This is a genomic window from Sphingomonas sp. GW821-FHT09E03, assembly GCF_059416225.1.
Map to the genome: position 1 here is coordinate 1 of NZ_JBWKOS010000005.1, position 18,866 is coordinate 18,866.

An 18,866-nucleotide genomic window follows, 5' to 3' on the forward strand; every position below is an offset into this window, starting at 1 on the left:
ACAGGTCGCTCATCCCGGTCTCCTCGCGGAGCCTGAATCAGATCGCGACGCTCACATCAATGGGTCCTGACCCTAGTTGAGTGACGATCGCCAATCGAACCTCCCGCCCGTTCAACAGTGCTGAAGGAAGTATGTCAATCTTCGAACGATGCGCAAATGGTTTCGAAGCGCTTGCGGCTGCTCACTCCACCCGTTTCCTTGACCTTCGAGGAATTGCCGCTTTCGAACATCGCGCCGTCAATTGGAACGACCGTTACCGCTTCTCGCTTCCTGTAAGCTGCCTGTCAGTAAACCACCAGAACCTACGTGCCCCCTCAGTACCGCCCCCAAACAAACCGCGACGACAGCGCATAATTCCACACCGCGCCGACCAACACGCCGATCAGCGCCGAGGCGGCGACGCCGCCGCTGCGGGCGTCGTGGACGAAGGCGGCGATGCCGACGTTGGCGACCAGCCCGACCGAGCAGACCGCGCAGAACGATACCCAGCCGTCGAGCAATTGCCGCCAGCCCTTGAGGCGGCGGTCGCGGTAGGTGAGCGTGTTGTTGAGCACGAAGTTGAAGGTCATCGCCGCGAGCGCGCCGAGCAATTGCGCGGCGATGAAATCGGCGCCGGCGAGCATGGCGAGGCCGAGCACGCTCATATGCACCCCCACCCCCATCACGCCAATGCCCGAAAACATCGCGAAGCGCACGGGGATGAGGTGGCCGAACATCCGGTCGTAGAGTGCGATCAGATATTCCATCGCCACCACGTGATCGAGCTTGGACTCGCCCTCGGTGCGCACCCGGAAGGTGTAGGGCAGCTCGGCGAAGCGCAACGGCTCTGCGCTGGTGGTCATCAGATCGAGCAGGATCTTGAAGCCGATCGCCGACAGCTCGGGCGCGAGGCGGCGGGCGTGGACGGTGCGGATCGCGAAGAAGCCGCTCATCGGATCGGACAGGTCGCCCTTGAGCACGCGGCGCGACAGGCGGGTGGCGAGCGCGGACTTGGCAACGCGGTCGCGGTCCCACTCGCCGGTGCCGCCGCCGCGCACGAAGCGCGAGCCGACGACGAGGTCGAGGGCCGCGTCGCGCTGGAGCAGGTCGAGCATCGCCGGCAGCAGCGTCTCGTCATGCTGGAGGTCGCCGTCGATTACCGCGACCACCGGCGCCGCGGTCGCGCACATCCCCTCGATGCACGCCGACGACAGCCCGCGCCGGCCGAAGCGCTGGATCACCCGCACCCGCCGGTCGGCGCGGCCGAGCTCGCGCGCGGCGTCGGCGGTGCCGTCCGGGCTGTCGTCGTCGACCACGATCGCTTCCCAGCGGCGCCCGGCGAGCGCCGCGTCGAGCCGGGCGATCAACGTCGGCACATTGGCGCGCTCGTTGAAGGTCGGGATGACGACGGCGATCTCGAGCAGGTCGCTCACAGCCGGGTGCTCACAGCTGCGCGATCACCGCGTCGCCCATCTCGCTGGTCGAAAGCGTGCCGCCGAGATCGGGGGTGCGCGCGCCGGCGAGGATCGCGGCGGCGACCGCGGCGTCGATCCGGTCGGCGGCCTCGGGAAGGCTAAGCGAGTGGCGCAGCATCATCGCCGCCGAGAGGATCGCGGCGCAGGGATTGGCCTTGCCCTGGCCGGCGATGTCGGGCGCCGAGCCGTGGATCGGCTCGTACAGGCCCTGGCCGGTTTTGTTGAGCGTCGCCGAGGGCAGCATGCCGATCGAGCCCGCGCACATGCTCGCCTGATCGGAGAGGATGTCGCCGAACAGATTACCGGTGACGATGACGTCGAACTGGCCGGGGTTGCGCACCAGCTGCATCGCGGCATTGTCGACATACATGTGGCTGAGCTCGACATCGGGATAGTCGACCGCGATCTCGATCACCACGTCGCGCCAGAGCTGCGAGGTCTCGAGCACATTGGCCTTGTCGATCGAGCAGAGCTTGCCGCGGCGGCCTCGCGCGGTCTCGAAGCCGACGCGCGCGATGCGGGAGACCTCGTCCTCGTCATAGGACATCAGGTCATAGCCCTCGCGGCGCCCGGCGGCGGTGGTGCGCATGCCCTTGTCGCCGAAATAGACATCGCCGTTGGTCTCGCGGACGATGACGAGATCGATCGCGCCGGCGACCTCGGGGCGGAGCGCGGAGGCATCCTCGAGGCCCTTGAACAGCGTGGCGGGGCGGAGGTTGGCGAACAGGCCGAGCTCCTTGCGCAGGCCGAGGATCGCCTGTTCGGGACGGAGCGCGCGCTCGAGCGCGTCGCAGCGCGGGTCGCCGACCGCGCCGAACAGCACCGCCGCGGCACGGCGGGCGAGCGCGAGCGTTTCCGGGGGCAAAGGGTGGCCATGGGCGTGATAGGCGGCGCCGCCGACGAGCGCCTCCTCGTAGACGAGGTCGAGGCCGAGCGTGTCGAGCACGCGGCGCGCCTCGGCGGTGACTTCGGGGCCGATGCCGTCGCCGGCGAGGAGTGCGATCAGGGCTGCCATGCCGCCGCCCTTGCCGCGCCCGCCGCGCTCACGCAACCGCCCTTTTGAGCCGCTCGACCAGCCGCTCGCGCGCGACCAGCGGCTCGGCGCGGCGATCGGTGAGGAGATCACGGGCGAGGAAGTGGCCGGTGAGCCGGGCGCCGGCGAGGATGTCGGGCCAGTCGGCGGCGCCGCCGTCGCGCAGGAACGCGGGAAGCGCGAATAGCTTGGCCTCGTAACCGCGCGCCGCGCCGCGGCTCACCGCGCTGCCGCTGCGCGGGCTGACATAGCCGAGGTCGTCGGTGGCGCCGGTCGCGGTGCAGCGCGCGAGATCGAGGCCGAAGCCCAATTCGGCGAGCACCAGCAGCTCGTAGCGGACCAGCGCCGCCGCCCAGCCGCGCGCCGCCGGCGCCGCCTCGATCGCGTCGAGCACGCCGCCGAGGCCGTCGTAGAGCCGCGGATAGGGCTGCGCCTCGGGCAGCACGGTGGCGGTGAGCGCGGTGGTCCATTCGAGCGCGGCGGCGGGGAGCGGCTCGCCGTGGAGCGCGGCGCGGCTGTGGACCAGTTCGACGGTGAGCGCGGCGAGCTGCTCGCCGGTGCGCGCGCGCCATTCGCCGAGCATCGTGTTGGCGGGCTGGAGGATCGGGCGCATCTGGCGCGAGCGGCCGCCGCGGACGTAGCCGGGCTGGACGCCATGATCGCGGGTCAGCGCGCGGACGATCGCTCCATGCTCGCCATGGCCACGGACGGCGAGGACGATGGCGGGCGCGCGCAGGTGCATGGCGGCGCTATAGCCGGCCGCGCGCGTTTTGGCAGGACTGGTTTGCTAGCGGCGAACCCTGGCCGCCAGCCCGGCCAGCGCCGGATGGCCGCCGGCGCGCTTGGCGAGCGCGGCGGCACCGTCGAACGCGGTCAGCGCGCCCGCGGCGGCGCGGTTGGCGAGCGTCGGGCGCAGCAGCAGCAGATCGACGCAGGCAACCCCGGCGGAGGCGAACAGCCGCTTGTGCTGGCCGTCGCCCTCGAGGAAATCGAACAACGCGAACCGGTCGGCGAACAGCGTCTCGATCGCGGCGGCCTGGAGCAGCGTCCCCGGCGACAGATGCGCGAGCGCCGGATCGTGGCCGACGTGATCATAGCGCAGCGCGCTGCCCTGCGCGGTGCCGCACAGATAGGCGACCGGCTCGCCACCGATCAGCAGTAGCCACGCGCGCAGCTTGTCTGCCGTGGCGGCGGCCTGGAGATACGCCACCGACGGCGCGTCAACCGGCAGGCCGGCGTCGAGCAGCCGCTCCTGATAGGTCCGCGCGGAGATGTCGCGGGCAAGCGGGTAGAAGGTCGCGAACTCGGCCGGGGTGCGATAGGCGCGCACCGCCATGCCGTGCGCAGCGGCCTTCTTGGTCTTGCGCCTCAGCGTCGACCGGGCGCTGGCGGAGAGGCTTGCCAACCACGGCTCATGGCCGATGCCGAGATCGGTGTAATGGCGCACGTAGCGCTGGCGGACCTTGGCCGTGAGCCCCCCGGTTTGCAGCGCGGGCAGCGCCGCCGCGGGCAGCGAGGTGATCAGATAGCCGTCGCCGTGCAGCTCGGGAAGCCGCGGCGGCGTGCCGGCCAGCACCTCGTCGAGCGACAAGCGCAGCAGGACCAGATCGCGGGTAACGGTCGCCAGCGTTCGCGCGCCGAGCTGGAACGGCAAGGCCACCGCGCTCACGCGGCGCGCTCGGCCACCAGATTGGACCACAGTTGCTCGGCCTGTCGCCAGCGGCGGCGCAGCGCATTGGCGCGCAGCGGCAGGTCGTCGCGGCCGAGCGGCAGGTCGGGCCGGTCGGCGTAATGGACGGTCGGCAGCGAGTCGCGCCGCTCGTCGAGCAGCTGGCACAGTTTCTCGAAGCGGCGGACGTGGACGACATTGGCGCCGGTGCCGAGCCGGTTGGCGAGCTCGAAGCCATGGCTGACAATGGTCAGCGCAGCGTGATCGTGCGCGGCGGCGTGATCGAGCGCGGCGGCGGCCTCGGCGCTCGACAGCGCGCACAGCTGGAACGGTCGCCAGCAGCCGGGACTGTCTTCCACTACCGTCACCGGCACCTCGATCACCCGCGCCTTGAGCGGAGCGATCTGGCGCTGGGCGAGCCCGATCTGGCTGTCGACGGGATCGCCGCCATTGTGGCTGCTGTCGTAAACGAAGCCGAGCGACGCCAGCGCGCGGAGCGTATCGTCATTGGCGGCATAGCTGCCCGCGCGAAACGCGATCGGCGATGGCGCGCCGGCGGCGACCAGCAGATCGCGCGCGCCCGCGATTAGCGCGCGCTGCTCGTCCAGATCATATTCGTGCATCTGGAAGCGGGCATAGCTCGCACCGCGATCCCCTTCCCGCGCGCCTGCCCAGTTAGGATGCAGGTGAAGCTGCACCTCCTGCCCGGCAGCGAGCACGGTCTCCACCATCCGCCGCACCGGATCGAGACCGAACACCAGCGCCGGCATCGGATCGACGAAGAAACAGGCCTTGAGCCCGTGGCGTTCAAGCAGCGCGAGCTGGTAGCTGAGCCCCACCCCGGCGGGCTCCAGCGACCGCTGGTAGATCGTTTCCAGGTCCAGCCCGGCGGCATGGTGCCGCCAGGTGAACTCGGTGTCGATCGTCAGGAACACGGGCGTCGGCATGATGCCTGCCTATCGCCTGCCCGTGAACAAATGGCAAAGCCGGGTTACGCAGCGCCGCACGCCGGTACTCACCGCGCGTGGTAAAAGTCGTACACCTGCTGGGCGACGCCGGCGGAGACGCCCGGGGCCTTCTGGAGATCCTCGAGGCTGGCGTTGCGCACCGCGCGGCCGGTGCCGAAGTGCATCAGCAGCGCCTTCTTGCGCGCCGGGCCGATGCCGGGCACCTCGTCTAGCGGGCTCGCGCCGATCGCCTTGGAGCGCTTGTCGCGATGCGCGCCGATCGCGAAGCGGTGGACCTCGTCGCGCAGCCGCTGGAGGTAGAACAGCAAGGGCGCGTTGACCGGGAGCATCAGCTCGCGGCCATCCATCAGGTGAAACACCTCGCGGCCGTCGCGGCCGTGATGCGGACCCTTGGCGACGCCGACCAGCGGCACGTCCTCGATGCCGAGATCCTCGAGCACCGCCTTGGCGGCGTTGAGCTGGCCGCGGCCGCCGTCGAGCAGCACCAAGCTCGGCCATTCGCCGCCGTCGCGATCGGGATCCTCGGCCTGGGCACGGCTGAAGCGGCGGGTGAGCACCTCGCGCATCATGCCGAAATCGTCGCCCGGCACCGTGTCCTTGTTCCTGATGTTGAACTTGCGATACTGGCCCTTGCGGAAGCCCTCGGGGCCCGCGACGATCATCGCGCCGACCGCACTGGTGCCCTGAATATGGCTGTTGTCATAGACCTCGATCCGGTCGGGCGGCCCTTCCAGCTCGAACAAGTCGGCGACCTCGCGCAGCAGCCGTGCCTGGGTGGTGCTTTCCGCCAGACGGCGCTCGAGCGCCTCGACCGCGTTGCGCTTGGCCTGGTCCATCAGCCGGCGTCGGTCGCCACGCTGCGGCACCGACAGCGATACCTTGTAGCCGGCGCGCTCGCCGAGCGCCTCGCCGAGCAGCTCGCCCTCGCTCAGCTCGCGATCGAGCAGCACCGTCTTGGGCGGCGGCAGCTCCTCGTAGAATTGCATCAGGAAGCTGGTCATCACCTCCTCCTCCGGCACCTCGTTGGTATGCTGCGGGAAGAAGCTGCGATGGCCCCAATTCTGGCCGCCGCGGATGAAGAAGGCCTGGATGCCGATCACGCCATCCTGGCAGGCGAGCGCGAACACATCGGCATCGCCGACGCCCTCGGCGTTGATCGCCTGGGTGCCCTGGACGAAGGTCAGCGCCTTCAGCCGGTCGCGCAGCAGCGCGGCCAGCTCGAAATCCATGGCCTCCGCCGCCGCCTGCATCTGCGCACCGAGCTTGGCCTGCACCTTGGTGGACTTGCCGCCGAGGAAGTCGCGGCAATCGTCGACCAGTTCCTGATAGCCCTGCTTGTCGATGCGGCCGACGCACGGCGCCGAGCAGCGCTTGATCTGGTAGAGCAGGCACGGCCGGTCGCGCGTCTTGAAGAAGCCATCGGTGCAGGAGCGCAGCAGGAACAGCTTCTGCAAGGCATTGAGCGTGTTGTTGACGCTGCCGGCGCTGGCGAACGGGCCGTAGTAATTGCCCTGGGCGCGGCGGGCACCGCGGTGCTTCTGGACGCGCGGGAAGTCGTGGTCGCCGCGCAGCAGGATGAACGGAAACGACTTATCGTCGCGCAGCAGCACGTTATAGGCGGGCCGGTAGCGCTTGATCAGCTGCGCCTCGAGCAGCAGCGCCTCCGCCTCGTTGTTGGTGGTGACGATCGTCATCGAGCGGGTCTGCGCGATCATCCGCTGCAGCCGCTTCGACAGGCCCTTCACCTGGGTATAGTTCGCGACCCGCTGCTTCAGCGAGCGCGCTTTGCCGACGTAGAGGACATCGCCCTTGGCATCCTGCATCCGGTAGACGCCGGAGCGGGTCGGCAATGTTTGCAGCACGTTACGGATCGCCGCTACGCCTGCGTCGAGGTCGGGCACGTCGCTGCCGCGCACCGCGAAAGTGGCGCGTTCTTCGTTGAATCGATCGGGGGGGCCGTAGCCGGACATGTCACGCCATGTAGGAGTCGCGGGCTCACGCGACTAGGGTTGATGAGGGTTTAGCGACCGATCGGCAGCGGCCGCGGGGGCGCTTTTACCGGCCGGGTCGGCGCCACGGTGGCGAGATCGCGCTCGGTGGTGGCGAGCAGCGCGGCGGTAAGCTGGCCGCCGCTCAGCGGGGCGAGCTTGCGCAGCGACAGCGCCTTGAACTTGTCGATGTTGGGGTCGGTGCTGAGATCGGGCAGGTTGCGGTCGAGCACCGCCTTGGCGGCAGGATCGGCGATCAGCGCGGCGATCGGCGTGTCAAGCGAGAAGGCCGCCGGGGCCGCCGTTGGAGTCGTCACCGGAGCCGCAGCGGCGGGCGCGGTCACGGCGTCGTCGGCGGGGATGTCGAGCGAGAATTTGTCGGCGGCGCTGGCGGCGGTCGACGGGGCTTGCTGCGCCCAGGCCGCGGTCGGCAGCAGGAGCATCAGCGGCAGCAACGGGCGGATCGACACGACGGGCACCTCGACTTGACCAGCCGCCTTCCTAACAGGTCGGCGGCGCAGCGGAAGACGGGTCGACGCTTGCCGGCTCACCCTTGCGCGAACAGCTTGGTGCCGACCACGCCGATCACGGTCAGCGCCATGAAGCCGGCCTGGATCGTGCTCACCCGGTCACCGAACAGGAACACCCCGCCGATGATCACGCCGACCGCGCCGAGCCCGGTCCACACGGCATAAGCGGTGCCGGCCGGCAGCCCGCGCATCGCCAGTGCGAGCAAGCCCATGTTGACGAACGAGAGGACGATCGGGACGCTCGACGCCTGCCAGCTGGCGTGGGTCGCCGCCCATTTGAGGCTGAGCGCCCAGCAGATCTCGGTGACGACGGCGACGGCGAGGATGGCCCATGACATGGAGGATGCTCCTGTACGGGCTCAGGTCCATGGCGCGCCGCCGGAAACCCGGGAAGAGACGGTGCGGGTGGGTAGGAAGATACCTGTCGCCATGCCGGGTTCGACCCGGGATGACGGGATATCAGTTGAGGCGGCCGAGCCCCGCGATCGAGCGGTTGATCATCGCCTGGTCGGCCGAGGCATCATGATGCTCGGCGAGCAGCGTCGCGGCGGCCCTGGCGGCGGTATCGGCAGCCAGCGCGCGGACCTCGGCGATCGCGGCGCGCTCGGCGGCGGCGATCTTGTCCTCGGCGCGACGGGCGCGGCGTTCCATCAGCTCCTCGGCATCCTGCTTGGCTTTGGCGATGATCGCATTGGCCTCATGCTGGGCATGGACGCGGATGGTTTCGGCATCGGCCTCGGCAGCCTTGGCCTTGGCCTCGTAATCGGCGCGCAGCGCCTCGGCATCGGCACGCAGCTTGGTCGCTTCGGCGAGCTGGTCACGCACCGCGGCGATGCGCTGGTCGAGCATCTTGGCGACCATCGCCGGCACCTTGCGCCAGATCATGCCGATCACCACGACCAGCGCGACGATGCCGACCCAGCCGGTGGTGTTGAAGCCAAGTGCGGTCGGCTCCTTGACATGCTCGGCGCCGCCGGGGGCCGAGACATTGGCGGTCAGCGCGCTGGCATCACGGACGTCGCGATGGGTCATGCCCTGGTTCGACGCGGCATCGGCGAGGTTCGCCGCGACGGTCGCGTCTGCAGTGTCCTTAGCCATGCGCACTATTCCTCCGCACCGCTTCCGCCGCCGCGTCCAGGGTGACCTGGACTCCCGACAGCTTGGCGACCAGTTCCTGCGCGGCCTCGGCCGCAACCGTCTGGATATTGGCCATCGCGCTCACCTTGGCGTTGGCGACGGCGAGATCGTGATGCGCCAGCCGCTCGGCGAGATCCACGTCGGTGGCGTGGATCTGGACCTCGGCGGTCTTGGTCGCCTGCGCCTTGGCGGCGGTGGTTGCAGCGAGCGCCGTGGCGCGCGCCGCATCCATGCTGGCGCGCCATGCCGCCTCGGTCTTGTCGGCGGCAAGGCGTGCGGCCTCGGCCGCCGCCAGATCGGCCGCGATCCGCGCTTCACGCGCGTCGACGGTCGCGATCACCTTGGGCAGCATGCCACGCCCGATCCCGAAATACAGGAGACCGAAAGTGACGAGCAGCCAGAAGATCTGCGATGCGTAAGTGGCGGCGATCTGGGAAATCTGTGGCATGGCGCTCTCAAGCCTGCCGGGCGCGCGGGCCCGGCGGGACAGTCATTGTTACGCGACGAACAGCAGGATGATCATCGTCACGAAAGCGAGCAGGCCGAGCAGCTCGGCGCCCGCGAAACCGATGAACAGGCGGCCCTGCTGGCTGTCCGCGGCGCCCGGATTGCGCAGCGCGCCCTCGAGGAACTTGGCGAACACGTTGCCCACGCCGAGCGAGGCGAGGCCCATGCCGATCGCGGCGAGGCCCGCACCGATCATCTTGGCGGCTTCTGCGTCCATTTCAAAAACTCCCGTTCAATAAGGTTAGGTGGTTAAACTAGAAAACTCAGTGCAGGTTGACGGCGTCGTTCAGATAGACGCTCGTCAGCAGCGCAAAGACATAGGCCTGGATCGCGGCAACCAGCAGCTCGAGCAACGTGATGCCGATCATCAGCACGAAGCTGGGCAGCGACACGAGAAGGCCGTAGCCGACGCCGAGGTTGAGCCCGTTGATCACGAACGCTGCGAGCACCTTCAAGAGGATGTGCCCGGCGGTCATCGCCACGAACAGTCGCAGCCCGAGGCTGAACGGCCGCACCAGGAAGCTCATCAGCTCGACAACGAAGATCAGCGGGATCATCAGCACCGGCGTGCCCTTGGGCACGAACAGCGCGAAGAAGTGGAAGCCGTGCCGGCCAAAGCCGACGATCAGCACGATGGCGAAGCTGATGATCGCAAGCACGCCGGTGACGGTGAAGTGGCTGGTGATCGTGAACGGATGCCAGCCCGGCACCACGCCGACGGGAGTCAGGCCCCAGACGTTGGCGAACAGGATGAACATGAACAGCGAGAAGACATAGGGCACGAAGCGCTTGCCTTCGGGGCCGACGTTCGAGGTCAGCATGTGGGAGACGAAGCCGGTGAACCCCTCCACCGCGGCCTGCCAGCGACCGGGGACCAGCTCGCGCTTCATCCCGCCGAGCATGAACAGCCACAGGCTGGCGAGGGTGATCACCATCCACAACGCGGAATTGGTGAACGACAGATCATAGCCGCCTACCATCCAGTGCCGACCGAACAGAGGTTCGATCAGGAACTGGTGCATCGGATCGATCTTGCTGCCCGATTCTACCGCCACGTGGCCCGCTCGCTCCCAAATACGACAAACGCCCGGATTACGCCGGGCGCTCGCCTGCAATCTTGATGATCTGCCTGAACGCGACGGCGATTCCAAGGAACAGCATCACGATCAGTGCCCAGGGCGCGGTATTGAACCAGCGGTCGATACACCAGCCGATCAGCGCGCTGCCGACGAGACTTCCGATCAGGGCGGCGAGCACGCGATTGCCGAGCGAATATCCCGCATCGGCCGTCGGCGCCACACTCCCCGTCCTCAGCGCTTCCTGATGCCGGGCCTCCTTCAATCGCTCATCGAGCGAGGAGAGCCGCGGATCCTCCGCGTCGTGGAAGTCTTGTCCGGGTCCGCTTTCCGCCACGCGCCATCCTCGCCTGATTTCGTACAAACCGGAGGAGATAGCGCACAGGCAGCGAGCGACCCCGCCAAGGCCCGGTCCGTTTAGGTGGGAGGCGGTTTTGTGTCAACCGGGTTGGGCCCGAGCAACCATCCGGCAATATCGCGCGCCCGGCCAGCGCCGTGTCGGCGGCGCGACCTCCGTTTACTTGCAGCGGCCATCGAGCTCCGGCGTGCCGCTGTTCTGCTTCCACTGCCCCGACGGCGTCTTGTACATCTCGCCCGCGCCGACCTTGGCGACGAGGTTGCAGCCGCTGGTGAAGGCGAATTGCTCCACCGTCGCGCCGCTGGCCTGCGCGCTCGCGGTATAGGCCGCCTTGCGCTTGATGTTGATGTCGCGGACCATCGCCTGCAGCGCCGGCGTCCCGGCGCCGACGACGCCGAGATAACCGTCGGGCTGTTCGCCGACCTGCTTGGCCTCGCGCGCGGCGGCGTAGGCGGGGTCGCGCTGCGCGCTTGCGGCGGACGACAGGCCGGCCAGCGCTGCCGTCCCGGCGACCATCATGCCCATGTATCTGTTCATCAGAAGATCCCCGGATTTTGCTGGATCAGCGATTTGGCCTCGCCGTCCAGCCGATACACCACTTCCTGCGTGACGGAGATGTTGAGGTTGATCTGGATCGGCTTGTCCGGCGCCGAGATGTTGACGCATCCCGTGCTGCCGATCGCCATCCCGCTCATCATCAGCGCCCGCAACATTCCCAAGGTCGTGATCCGCATCGGTTTCGTCAATCCTGTTACGCTCATGGCACGGTCTCGCTTGCAGGAGGCTGAATGGCTGGCTGGGTTGAGGGCGGCGCGGCGCGCTTGTGCTGCTCGTCGAGCAGTTGCGGCAGGTTGCGGCTGATCAGGCGCTTGGGGTCGTAGAAGGATTGCGCGGTATCGACGAGCCCGCGGAAGGGCGCCTTAATGCGGACGTTGAACACGAACGGCAGCCGCTGCAGCCGGCGGATCAGGAAGTTGGACTTGGCGCCCTTGCCCTGGCTGACCCCGGCGAAGCGGACCTCGGTGATCATCTCGCCCGCGAGCGGACCGTTCATGGCGATAGTGAGGTTGCGGTAGCGCAGCGATTTCAGCGCCTGGAAGGCAAGATTTCCCCAGAAACCGACGTCCTTCTGAGTAATCGCGCCGACATAGGCGATGCCGCCGCCGCCCTCGCGCACCGAAAGCTTGCCGCCCTCGATCCGCCCCCCGTCGACATCGAAGATCATCGGCAGGTCGCCGTCGAAGATACCGGTGGCGTCGAGGTTCTGGAAGTCGAACTGCTGGAGGAACTGGTCGGCGGCGGCACCGGCGACGTGGAAGGTCAGCCGCCGCGCCTGCGGCGCCGAAAAGTCGAGCAGGCTCGGATCGAGCGTCAGCGCGCCGCCCGCGAACGGCCAGCGCGCGCCATCGAGCTGGATGCGGCTGCCCGCCAGCGTGCGATAGCGGATCGTGCCGTCGGTAACCTCGATGCCGGGATTGATCGACTTGACGGTCGCGACCTGCCCCGGCGCGCTTTCGAGCGCGAGCAGATCGGTGAAGACGATCGTGCCAGCGATACCGCTGACTGGCCCGAACGCGGCGGCGAGATCGGTGCCGGCGGTGGCGAAGCGCCCGCCCGAGGTGACGCCGGCGGCGCTCCAGTCGATATGGCCCTCCCCCGTCACCGTGCCGCGCACCTCGGCGATCACGCCGAGCGTCAGCCGGGTGAGCCGGTCGGGCTGGAAATCCTTGGTGAAGGTGATCCCCGGCACCGCCAGCGTCGCACCGCCGCGCCCGTCGCCGAGCGCGTGCTCGATCCGCACGTCGGCGATCTTCTGGTTTGCGGTCGGCTCGTAGAGCGTGCCCTGCGCGGTGATCCTGCCGCCGGCGAGGGCGAGGCTGACGGTGCGCCCGGCAAGCGGCGTGAAGCGCGGGTCGGCGGCGGCATCGCTCACCGTCAGCGCGCCGGTCAGCGCCAGCGCACCCCCGCGGACCTGCCAGTCGCCCGCCGCGCCGCCGAGCAGCAACGGCACGTTGGCGATCTGCCCGGCAGCGCCCGTGAAGCGGCCGGCGAGGTTGGCACCGGTAAGCGTGCCGCCGAGTTCGGCGATATCGAGCCGGGTGAGTCGCTCGGCAGGGCCGAGCCGGGCCTCGATCCCGCGCAGCGCGAAGCCGCGGTCCGCCAGCCGCAGCTCGGCACCGGCCGCCGCCAGCGCGAGCGGTGTGGAGCCGAGGCGACCGCCGAGCCGCACCGCGCCGAGCCGTGCGCCGCCCGTCAGCTGGCCGTGCGTCATCGTCAGCAAGGCCGGCCCCGTCGCGCACAGCGGCACGCTCGCCGCGTCGAGCGCCAAGCCCGACACGGCGAGCCGGCGGAACGACAGCGTTGCGCAGCCGGGATTGATCGCCAGCGCGGCGCGGCCATCCCAACGCACATCGAGCGGCAGCGCCAGCTCGTCGACCCGGCCATCGCCGAGCGGGCCCGACAGGGTGACGCGCGTCGCGATCCGCGTCGCGCCGCCGGGTGTCGCGGTGAACAGCACCGGCGCCAGCGCCAATCGTCCGCCATCCGCCGCATAGGGGCTGACGAGCGCCCGCCCCCGAATCGCGGCGCCGGGCTGCGCCTGGGCGAGCGTGACGCGCATCGTCGGCAGGCCGCCCCCGGCGAGGGCCAGGGTCGAATCGACGCGCAACCCGGCCCCTCCCCGCCAGCTCAGGCCGGTGCCGCCGGCGAGCCCGACGCGGGCGCCGCTGGCGGCGGACACGGTGGCCTGGCGCAGCTGCGCCGAAACGCAGCGACCCGCCGCGGCCGAGCACGGCACCAACTGGGTCGCGACGGCGAGGCTGCCATCGAAGCGGCGCAGCGCCGCCTCGCCATGCCGGCGCAGCGCGCGGGCGATCGGCGCCAGCGGCGTGCCGGCGGCGCCGTCCAGTGCATCGAGCCGCGCGCGCCAGCGACTGGCGATCGCGGCATCTGCGAGTTGAACCGTGCCATCGAACCCCGCGGTGCCGGCCCATTGGTAGCGGCCCTTGATCGCCAGCCCGCCGGCGGTACCGGCGGCACCCGCGACGCCGGCGGCAGCGAGGTCGACATGACCGGCGGTGCCGGACCCGCCACCGGCAAAGTCGAGCGACCCGCGAGCGCGCTCGACGCGGACGCCGCCGCCCTGCAGCGCGGCGGTGGCGATGCGCGCGCTGCCCTGCCAGCGGTCAAACGAGGGAGTCAGCGTCGCGGTGATGTCGATCCCGGCGCTGGCGATCTCCGCACCGGCGCATGTCGCGTGCGCGATCCGGACGGGCCCGGTCAGCGACGGCGCCCCCCGCCGGGTGACGATCCGCAGCACCGCCTGGGGGCGATCGAGCACGCAGGCGCCGGCCTGCAGCCGCTCGCCCTCCGCCGCCACGCTACCGCTGAAGCCGTCGTCGAGCCGCCCCTGGCCGCTGAGCTTCAGCCCGAGCACGCCCGCCGCGGTGTCTAGCCGCAGCCGGCCATCCGCGAGGTCGATGTGCAACGCGGGCAGCGCGAACGGCTTGCCCGACGGCGCTGGCATCAGCCGGTCGAGCACGCCGAGCGACACTCGCCCATCGACCAGCCGTCCCCGTGCGCGGATATGCCCTGCCCGCACGCCCTCGAGCGACGCGCCCGACAGCCCCAGCCGGGTGTCGGTCTCGATCCAGTCGGCAACCAGATCGGGGGCCGCCGGATCGCCGATCACCACGTCGGTGAGCCGCTGGCGGCCGAACCCCAGATCGGTGAGGCGGTAACGGGCGGGCACGCCGCGCTTGGCGAATTCGCGATCGATGAAGTGGCTCGCGATCGGTCGCCGCTCGAGCCACACAGCGACCAGCGCGGCGAGCAGCAGCAGGCCGAGGACCCCGAGCAGCGGCCAGACCGCGCCGAGCGACGCGCGGCGGGCGCGTCGTTCAGGCGCTTCGGTCAGTTCGTCCACGCCCTCTTCCATCCCCGCTTCCATAAGCGGCGCACGGCCGTGGATGCAATTGCGCGGGTCGCCGCGCCGACCTAGGCTGGGGCATGGCCGCTCCGCCCAGCGACACTGCCGGACACCGCGATCGCCTGCGCCAGCGCCTGCTCGCCGGTGGCGGCGAGGCGCTGCTCGACCATGAGCTGATTGAATATCTGCTCACCCTCGCCATCCCGCGTATCGACACCAAGCCGCTCGCCAAGGCGCTGCTGCGCGAGTTCGGCGGCATCGCGGGGCTGCTCACCGCCGATGCCGAGGCGCTGACCCGGGTGTCGGGGATGGGCGAGCGATCGGCGGCGGCGATCAAGATCGTCCAGGCCGCCGCGCTGCGCCTGCTCCAGGCGCCGGTCGCCGATCGGCCGGTGCTCGCCAACTGGCAGGCGCTGATGGATTATCTGCGCGCCGACATGGTCCACCACGCGATCGAGCGGTTCCGGGTGCTCCACCTCAACACCCGCAACATGCTGATCCGCGACGAGGTGATGAGCGAAGGCTCGATCGACCAGACCGCGGTCCACGTCCGCGAGGTGATCCGCCGCGCGATCGATCTCGGCTCGGCGGCGATCATCCTCGTCCACAACCATCCCTCGGGCGATCCGTCGCCGAGCCGCGCCGACATCGAGATTACCCGTGCCATCGCCGAGGCCGGCAAGCGGCTGGGGATCGCGGTGCACGATCACCTGATCATGGGGCTGAATGGCCATGTCAGCCTGCGCGCCCAGGGACTGATCTAGCGTCGCTCTCTGGCGAGAACGTTCCGTTGGCCGCCGTCCGCGGGGCTGATCTTGCCGGCCTGCTCTGCTAGGGGCCCGAGCGACTCTTCCCCAGCGCCACAAGGACCGCCCATGATCCCCCGTTATTCCCGCCCCGAGATGGTCGCGATCTGGACACCGGAAGCGCGCTTCAAGATCTGGTTCGAGATCGAGGCACACGCCACCGATGCGCTGGCCGAACTCGGCGTGGTGCCCAAGGCGGCTGCCAAGGCGCTGTGGGACTGGTGGGCGACCAACCCCGCGATCGACGTCGCCGCGATCGACGCGATCGAGGCCGTCACCAAGCATGACGTGATCGCCTTCCTCACCTGGGTCGCGGAGAATGTCGGCGACGAGGCGCGGTTCATGCACCAGGGCATGACCTCGTCGGACGTGCTCGACACCTGCCTCGCGGTGCAGCTCGCCCGGGCCAGCGACCTGCTGCTCGCCGATCTCGACACGCTGCTCGACGTCCTCAAGCGCCGCGCGATCGAGCACAAGATGACGCCGACGATCGGCCGCAGCCATGGCATCCATGCCGAGCCGGTCACCTTCGGCCTCAAGCTCGCCCAGGCCTATGCCGAGTTCGACCGCTGCCGTACCCGGCTGGTCGCCGCGCGCGCCGATATCGCGACCTGCGCTATCTCGGGCGCGGTCGGCACCTTCGCCAACATCGATCCGATGGTCGAGGAGCATGTCGCCACCAAGATGGGGCTGACTCCCGAGCCGGTCTCCACCCAGGTGATCCCGCGCGACCGCCACGCGATGTATTTCGCCACCTTGGGCGTGATCGCGAGCGCGATCGAGCGGCTCGCGATCGAGGTCCGCCACCTCCAGCGGACTGAGGTGCTGGAGGCCGAGGAATATTTCTCCCCCGGGCAGAAGGGCTCGTCGGCGATGCCGCACAAGCGCAACCCGGTGCTCACCGAGAATCTCACCGGCCTGGCCCGCATGGTGCGCGGCTATGTGACGCCGGCGCTGGAGAATGTCGCGCTGTGGCACGAGCGCGACATCAGCCATTCGTCGGTGGAGCGCTACATCGGCCCCGACGCGACCATCACCCTCGATTTTGCCCTCGCCCGCCTCACCGGCGTCGTCGACAAGTTGCTCGTCTACCCCGAGCGGATGGAAAAGAACCTCAACAAGATGGGCGGGCTCGTCCACTCGCAGCGGGTGCTGCTGGCGCTGACCCAGGCGGGCGTGAGCCGCGAGGATTCCTATCGCCTCGTCCAGCGCAACGCGATGAAGGTGTGGGAATCGGATGGCGCGCTGTCGCTGCTCGAGCTGCTCAAGGCGGATCCGGAGGTCACCACGGCGTTGTCGCCTGCTCAGCTCGAGGAGAAATTCGATCTCGGCTATCACCTCAAGCACGTCGATACGATCTTCGCGCGGGTGTTCGGCGAGTGACCGCTCTGCCCGTTGCTCCGGAGCTGCGCTGGAGTGACGGGCGATTGCGTCGAACGCAATCACGATTGCACGCAATTATATTGCGCGCTCCGGCAACTATCACCATCTCGCGCTTGCCGGATATTTTTCCGGTATCGGAGACCAACCCATGCGTATGTTCGAAACCGTGACCAGCACCATGCTGGCGATCGCGGCCCAGGCGCTGGTGGTCGGGGTGGTAGTTACCTCCTTCTGATCATCTGCCCGCCCGCCCCCGGCAAGGGGGCGTGGCTCGGGCGGGATCGGTCACGCGACCAGCGACCGAACCGCTCGCTCTTCATCATCATCGTTGCTCGCCAGCAAACGCCGGGGACGGCGTGATCGGCCATGCCGGCCTGCGCGCGGCAGCCTCGCCGTCCCGATGCGACCGGCCAAGCCACTGCCTCGGACCGCGGACACAGCCGTGACCAAGGCCACCGCGACGTCGAACAGGGCAGACAGCTCGAGGCTAGTCAGCCACATGGCCAGGTCGGGCAGCGCGAAGGTCACCAGCCGCACGCCATCTGTCTCACCGACGGCGAGCATGATCGCCGCTGCCATAACAAGAATGAACATCACGGCGACATCGCCGCGGCTGAGCGCGAGCAGCCGGGCTGCGGGCGTCTCGACCAGCCAGCGATGCAGCGCCCGGCTGGCCGGCACGCCCGGCGCGATCACCATCACCAGCCAGCACGCCAGCCACGTCATCACGATCGCCGTCATCGGTTCCCCCTTTCGCGGCACCGTGACGGCGCCGTTCATTCCCCGGCGAACACGCCCTTCAGCTTGGCGAAGAAGCCCTGCGTCGCCGGGCATTCGTCGCCCGTCTCGGTCTCGCGGAACAGTTCGAGCAATTCGCGCTGGCGCGTCGAGAGCTTGGTGGGAGTCTCGACGTCGATCTGGATCACCAGGTCGCCATGCCCCCTGCCCTGCAGCACCGGCATGCCGGCGCCGCGCTGGCGCAGCTGCTTGCCGGACTGGATCCCCGCCGGGATCTTGACCTCATGGGTCTGCCCGTCGAGCCCCGGGATCGACAGCGAACCGCCGAGCGAGGCGGTGGTGAAGCTGATCGGCGCGCGCGCGAACAGCGTCGTGCCCTCGCGCTCGAACAGCGTGTGTCGTTTGACGTGGAGGAAGATGTACAGATCGCCCGCCGGCGCGCCGCGCGGACCCGCCTCGCCTTCGCCCGACAGGCGGATGCGGGTGCCTTCGTCCACCCCGGGGGGGACGTTGACGGCAAGCGTCTTGGTCTGTTCGATCCGGCCGTCGCCGCGGCAATCCGGGCACGGGTCGGCGATCACCTCGCCCGAGCCCTGGCACACCGGGCAGGCGCGCTCGACCACGAAGAAGCCCTGCTGCGCGCGCACCTTGCCATGGCCGTTGCACTGGCGGCAGGTGGAGGCATGCGTGCCGGGCTTGGCGCCCGAGCCGTGGCAGGTGTCGCACTGCGCCGAGACATCGACCGTGATTTCGGTCGATTTGCCGTGGAACGCCTCCTCGAGGGTGACCTCCATGTCGTAGCGCAGATCGGCGCCGCGACGCGGCTGGGCACGCCCGCCACCGCCACGACCGCCCATGAACTCGCCGAACACCGATTCGAAGATGTCGGAGAAGCCGCTGAAATCCTGCGCGCCACCACCGCCGCCGCCGCCACCGTTCTGGAAGGCGGCATGGCCGAAGCGATCATAGGCCGCGCGCTTCTGCGGGTCCTTGAGGACGTCATACGCCTCGCTGACCGCTTTGAACTTGGCTTCGCTGTCCTTGCACCCCGCATTCTTGTCGGGGTGATATTTCATCGCGAGCTTGCGGTAGGACGACTTGATCGTCCCCGCATCCGCGGTCCGCTCGCATTCGAGCAGCTCGTAATAGTCGATCTCGGTACTCATACTTGGCCCCCGCCCCTCTGTCCGTCACCCCGGCGGAGGCCGGGGTCCAGAACCGCCAGCGATATCGCCGGCGGCCCTGGATACCGGCGCTGGCCGGTATGACGGAGGAGAGTCATGTCACTGCG

General features: G+C 69.2%; 20 protein-coding genes. 2 read left to right on the top strand and 18 right to left on the bottom strand.

The features are described from left to right. Positions 1 to 314: 314 nt before the first annotated feature. From AC07M8_RS12795 to AC07M8_RS12870, 16 genes are all read right to left on the bottom strand, one after another. Positions 315 to 1,412, bottom strand: coding sequence for a glycosyltransferase family 2 protein (locus tag AC07M8_RS12795; RefSeq protein ID WP_495174718.1), 1,098 nt, complete (start codon positions 1,410 to 1,412; stop codon positions 315 to 317). A 10-nt stretch (positions 1,413 to 1,422) separates the two neighbouring features. Beyond that, a complete protein-coding gene (gene leuB / locus AC07M8_RS12800) occupies positions 1,423 to 2,469 on the bottom strand; it encodes a 3-isopropylmalate dehydrogenase (protein ID WP_495174866.1) in 1,047 nt (348 codons plus the stop codon). 28 nt (positions 2,470 to 2,497) lie between these two features. Further along, positions 2,498 to 3,229: a DNA repair protein RecO gene (recO, locus tag AC07M8_RS12805; protein ID WP_495174719.1), complete on the bottom strand. Its 732-nt coding sequence runs from the start codon at positions 3,227 to 3,229 to the stop codon at positions 2,498 to 2,500. A gap of 45 nt (positions 3,230 to 3,274) precedes the next feature. Next, positions 3,275 to 4,156 carry a GNAT family N-acetyltransferase gene (locus AC07M8_RS12810; protein ID WP_495174720.1) on the bottom strand — a complete coding sequence of 294 codons (882 nt, stop codon included), beginning with the start codon at positions 4,154 to 4,156 and terminating at the stop codon, positions 3,275 to 3,277. After that, entirely contained in the window at positions 4,153 to 5,103 is a 951-nt protein-coding gene (locus tag AC07M8_RS12815) for a polysaccharide deacetylase family protein (RefSeq protein ID WP_495174721.1), read from the bottom strand. The genes AC07M8_RS12810 and AC07M8_RS12815 overlap by 4 nt, the downstream gene beginning before the upstream one ends. A gap of 68 nt (positions 5,104 to 5,171) precedes the next feature. Next, on the bottom strand, positions 5,172 to 7,094 hold the full coding sequence (uvrC, locus tag AC07M8_RS12820; RefSeq protein WP_495174722.1) for an excinuclease ABC subunit UvrC: 1,923 nt from the start codon (positions 7,092 to 7,094) through the stop codon (positions 5,172 to 5,174). Between the two features lie 50 nt (positions 7,095 to 7,144). Beyond that, positions 7,145 to 7,582 carry a hypothetical protein gene (locus AC07M8_RS12825; RefSeq protein WP_495174723.1) on the bottom strand — a complete coding sequence of 146 codons (438 nt, stop codon included), beginning with the start codon at positions 7,580 to 7,582 and terminating at the stop codon, positions 7,145 to 7,147. Positions 7,583 to 7,659: 77 nt separating this feature from the next. Further along, positions 7,660 to 7,980 (bottom strand): DMT family transporter, encoded by a 321-nt coding sequence (locus tag AC07M8_RS12830; protein ID WP_495174724.1) that lies wholly within the window; start codon positions 7,978 to 7,980, stop codon positions 7,660 to 7,662. Between the two features lie 121 nt (positions 7,981 to 8,101). Next, complete coding sequence (locus AC07M8_RS12835; RefSeq protein ID WP_495174725.1) at positions 8,102 to 8,740, bottom strand: F0F1 ATP synthase subunit B family protein; 639 nt, start codon at positions 8,738 to 8,740, stop codon at positions 8,102 to 8,104. Further along, on the bottom strand, positions 8,733 to 9,227 hold the full coding sequence (locus AC07M8_RS12840; RefSeq protein ID WP_495174726.1) for a F0F1 ATP synthase subunit B family protein: 495 nt from the start codon (positions 9,225 to 9,227) through the stop codon (positions 8,733 to 8,735). Before AC07M8_RS12840 ends, AC07M8_RS12835 begins: the two co-directional genes overlap by 8 nt. A gap of 48 nt (positions 9,228 to 9,275) precedes the next feature. Further along, positions 9,276 to 9,503 (bottom strand): F0F1 ATP synthase subunit C, encoded by a 228-nt coding sequence (locus AC07M8_RS12845; protein ID WP_038662560.1) that lies wholly within the window; start codon positions 9,501 to 9,503, stop codon positions 9,276 to 9,278. A gap of 46 nt (positions 9,504 to 9,549) precedes the next feature. After that, positions 9,550 to 10,341 (bottom strand): F0F1 ATP synthase subunit A, encoded by a 792-nt coding sequence (locus tag AC07M8_RS12850; RefSeq protein ID WP_495174727.1) that lies wholly within the window; start codon positions 10,339 to 10,341, stop codon positions 9,550 to 9,552. 37 nt (positions 10,342 to 10,378) lie between these two features. Next, positions 10,379 to 10,699 carry an AtpZ/AtpI family protein gene (locus tag AC07M8_RS12855; protein ID WP_267393902.1) on the bottom strand — a complete coding sequence of 107 codons (321 nt, stop codon included), beginning with the start codon at positions 10,697 to 10,699 and terminating at the stop codon, positions 10,379 to 10,381. Positions 10,700 to 10,879: 180 nt separating this feature from the next. Next, positions 10,880 to 11,257: a YdbL family probable chaperone protein gene (locus AC07M8_RS12860; protein WP_495174728.1), complete on the bottom strand. Its 378-nt coding sequence runs from the start codon at positions 11,255 to 11,257 to the stop codon at positions 10,880 to 10,882. Further along, entirely contained in the window at positions 11,257 to 11,433 is a 177-nt protein-coding gene (locus AC07M8_RS12865; protein WP_495174867.1) for a YnbE family lipoprotein, read from the bottom strand. The genes AC07M8_RS12860 and AC07M8_RS12865 overlap by 1 nt, the downstream gene beginning before the upstream one ends. Before the next feature lie 44 nt (positions 11,434 to 11,477). Then, complete coding sequence (locus AC07M8_RS12870; RefSeq protein WP_495174729.1) at positions 11,478 to 14,657, bottom strand: intermembrane phospholipid transport protein YdbH family protein; 3,180 nt, start codon at positions 14,655 to 14,657, stop codon at positions 11,478 to 11,480. 71 nt (positions 14,658 to 14,728) lie between these two features. Between AC07M8_RS12870 and radC the strand changes: the two genes are divergently transcribed. Together radC and purB are read left to right on the top strand one after the other, a co-directional pair. After that, positions 14,729 to 15,412 carry a RadC family protein gene (radC, locus tag AC07M8_RS12875; RefSeq protein WP_495174730.1) on the top strand — a complete coding sequence of 228 codons (684 nt, stop codon included), beginning with the start codon at positions 14,729 to 14,731 and terminating at the stop codon, positions 15,410 to 15,412. A gap of 111 nt (positions 15,413 to 15,523) precedes the next feature. Then, positions 15,524 to 16,837, top strand: coding sequence for an adenylosuccinate lyase (purB, locus tag AC07M8_RS12880; RefSeq protein ID WP_495174731.1), 1,314 nt, complete (start codon positions 15,524 to 15,526; stop codon positions 16,835 to 16,837). A 285-nt stretch (positions 16,838 to 17,122) separates the two neighbouring features. Here the strand turns inward: purB and AC07M8_RS12885 are convergent, their stop codons facing one another. Continuing rightward, on the bottom strand, positions 17,123 to 17,578 hold the full coding sequence (locus tag AC07M8_RS12885) for a hypothetical protein (protein ID WP_495174732.1): 456 nt from the start codon (positions 17,576 to 17,578) through the stop codon (positions 17,123 to 17,125). 35 nt (positions 17,579 to 17,613) lie between these two features. Then, positions 17,614 to 18,741 (bottom strand): molecular chaperone DnaJ, encoded by a 1,128-nt coding sequence (gene dnaJ / locus AC07M8_RS12890; RefSeq protein ID WP_495174733.1) that lies wholly within the window; start codon positions 18,739 to 18,741, stop codon positions 17,614 to 17,616. Positions 18,742 to 18,866: the final 125 nt, after the last annotated feature.

Coding starts and splice junctions, on each gene's coding strand:
- AC07M8_RS12865 (WP_495174867.1), bottom strand. CDS start 11,433: ATGTTGCGGGCGCTGATGATGAGCGGGATGGCGATCGGCAGCACGGGA.
- AC07M8_RS12830 (WP_495174724.1), bottom strand. CDS start 7,980: ATGTCATGGGCCATCCTCGCCGTCGCCGTCGTCACCGAGATCTGCTGG.
- AC07M8_RS12885 (WP_495174732.1), bottom strand. CDS start 17,578: ATGACGGCGATCGTGATGACGTGGCTGGCGTGCTGGCTGGTGATGGTG.
- leuB (WP_495174866.1), bottom strand. CDS start 2,469: ATGGCAGCCCTGATCGCACTCCTCGCCGGCGACGGCATCGGCCCCGAA.
- AC07M8_RS12815 (WP_495174721.1), bottom strand. CDS start 5,103: ATGCCGACGCCCGTGTTCCTGACGATCGACACCGAGTTCACCTGGCGG.
- recO (WP_495174719.1), bottom strand. CDS start 3,229: ATGCACCTGCGCGCGCCCGCCATCGTCCTCGCCGTCCGTGGCCATGGC.
- dnaJ (WP_495174733.1), bottom strand. CDS start 18,741: ATGAGTACCGAGATCGACTATTACGAGCTGCTCGAATGCGAGCGGACC.
- AC07M8_RS12870 (WP_495174729.1), bottom strand. CDS start 14,657: ATGGAAGAGGGCGTGGACGAACTGACCGAAGCGCCTGAACGACGCGCC.
- radC (WP_495174730.1), top strand. CDS start 14,729: ATGGCCGCTCCGCCCAGCGACACTGCCGGACACCGCGATCGCCTGCGC.
- purB (WP_495174731.1), top strand. CDS start 15,524: ATGATCCCCCGTTATTCCCGCCCCGAGATGGTCGCGATCTGGACACCG.
- AC07M8_RS12835 (WP_495174725.1), bottom strand. CDS start 8,740: ATGGCTAAGGACACTGCAGACGCGACCGTCGCGGCGAACCTCGCCGAT.
- AC07M8_RS12840 (WP_495174726.1), bottom strand. CDS start 9,227: ATGCCACAGATTTCCCAGATCGCCGCCACTTACGCATCGCAGATCTTC.
- uvrC (WP_495174722.1), bottom strand. CDS start 7,094: ATGTCCGGCTACGGCCCCCCCGATCGATTCAACGAAGAACGCGCCACT.
- AC07M8_RS12845 (WP_038662560.1), bottom strand. CDS start 9,503: ATGGACGCAGAAGCCGCCAAGATGATCGGTGCGGGCCTCGCCGCGATC.
- AC07M8_RS12860 (WP_495174728.1), bottom strand. CDS start 11,257: ATGAACAGATACATGGGCATGATGGTCGCCGGGACGGCAGCGCTGGCC.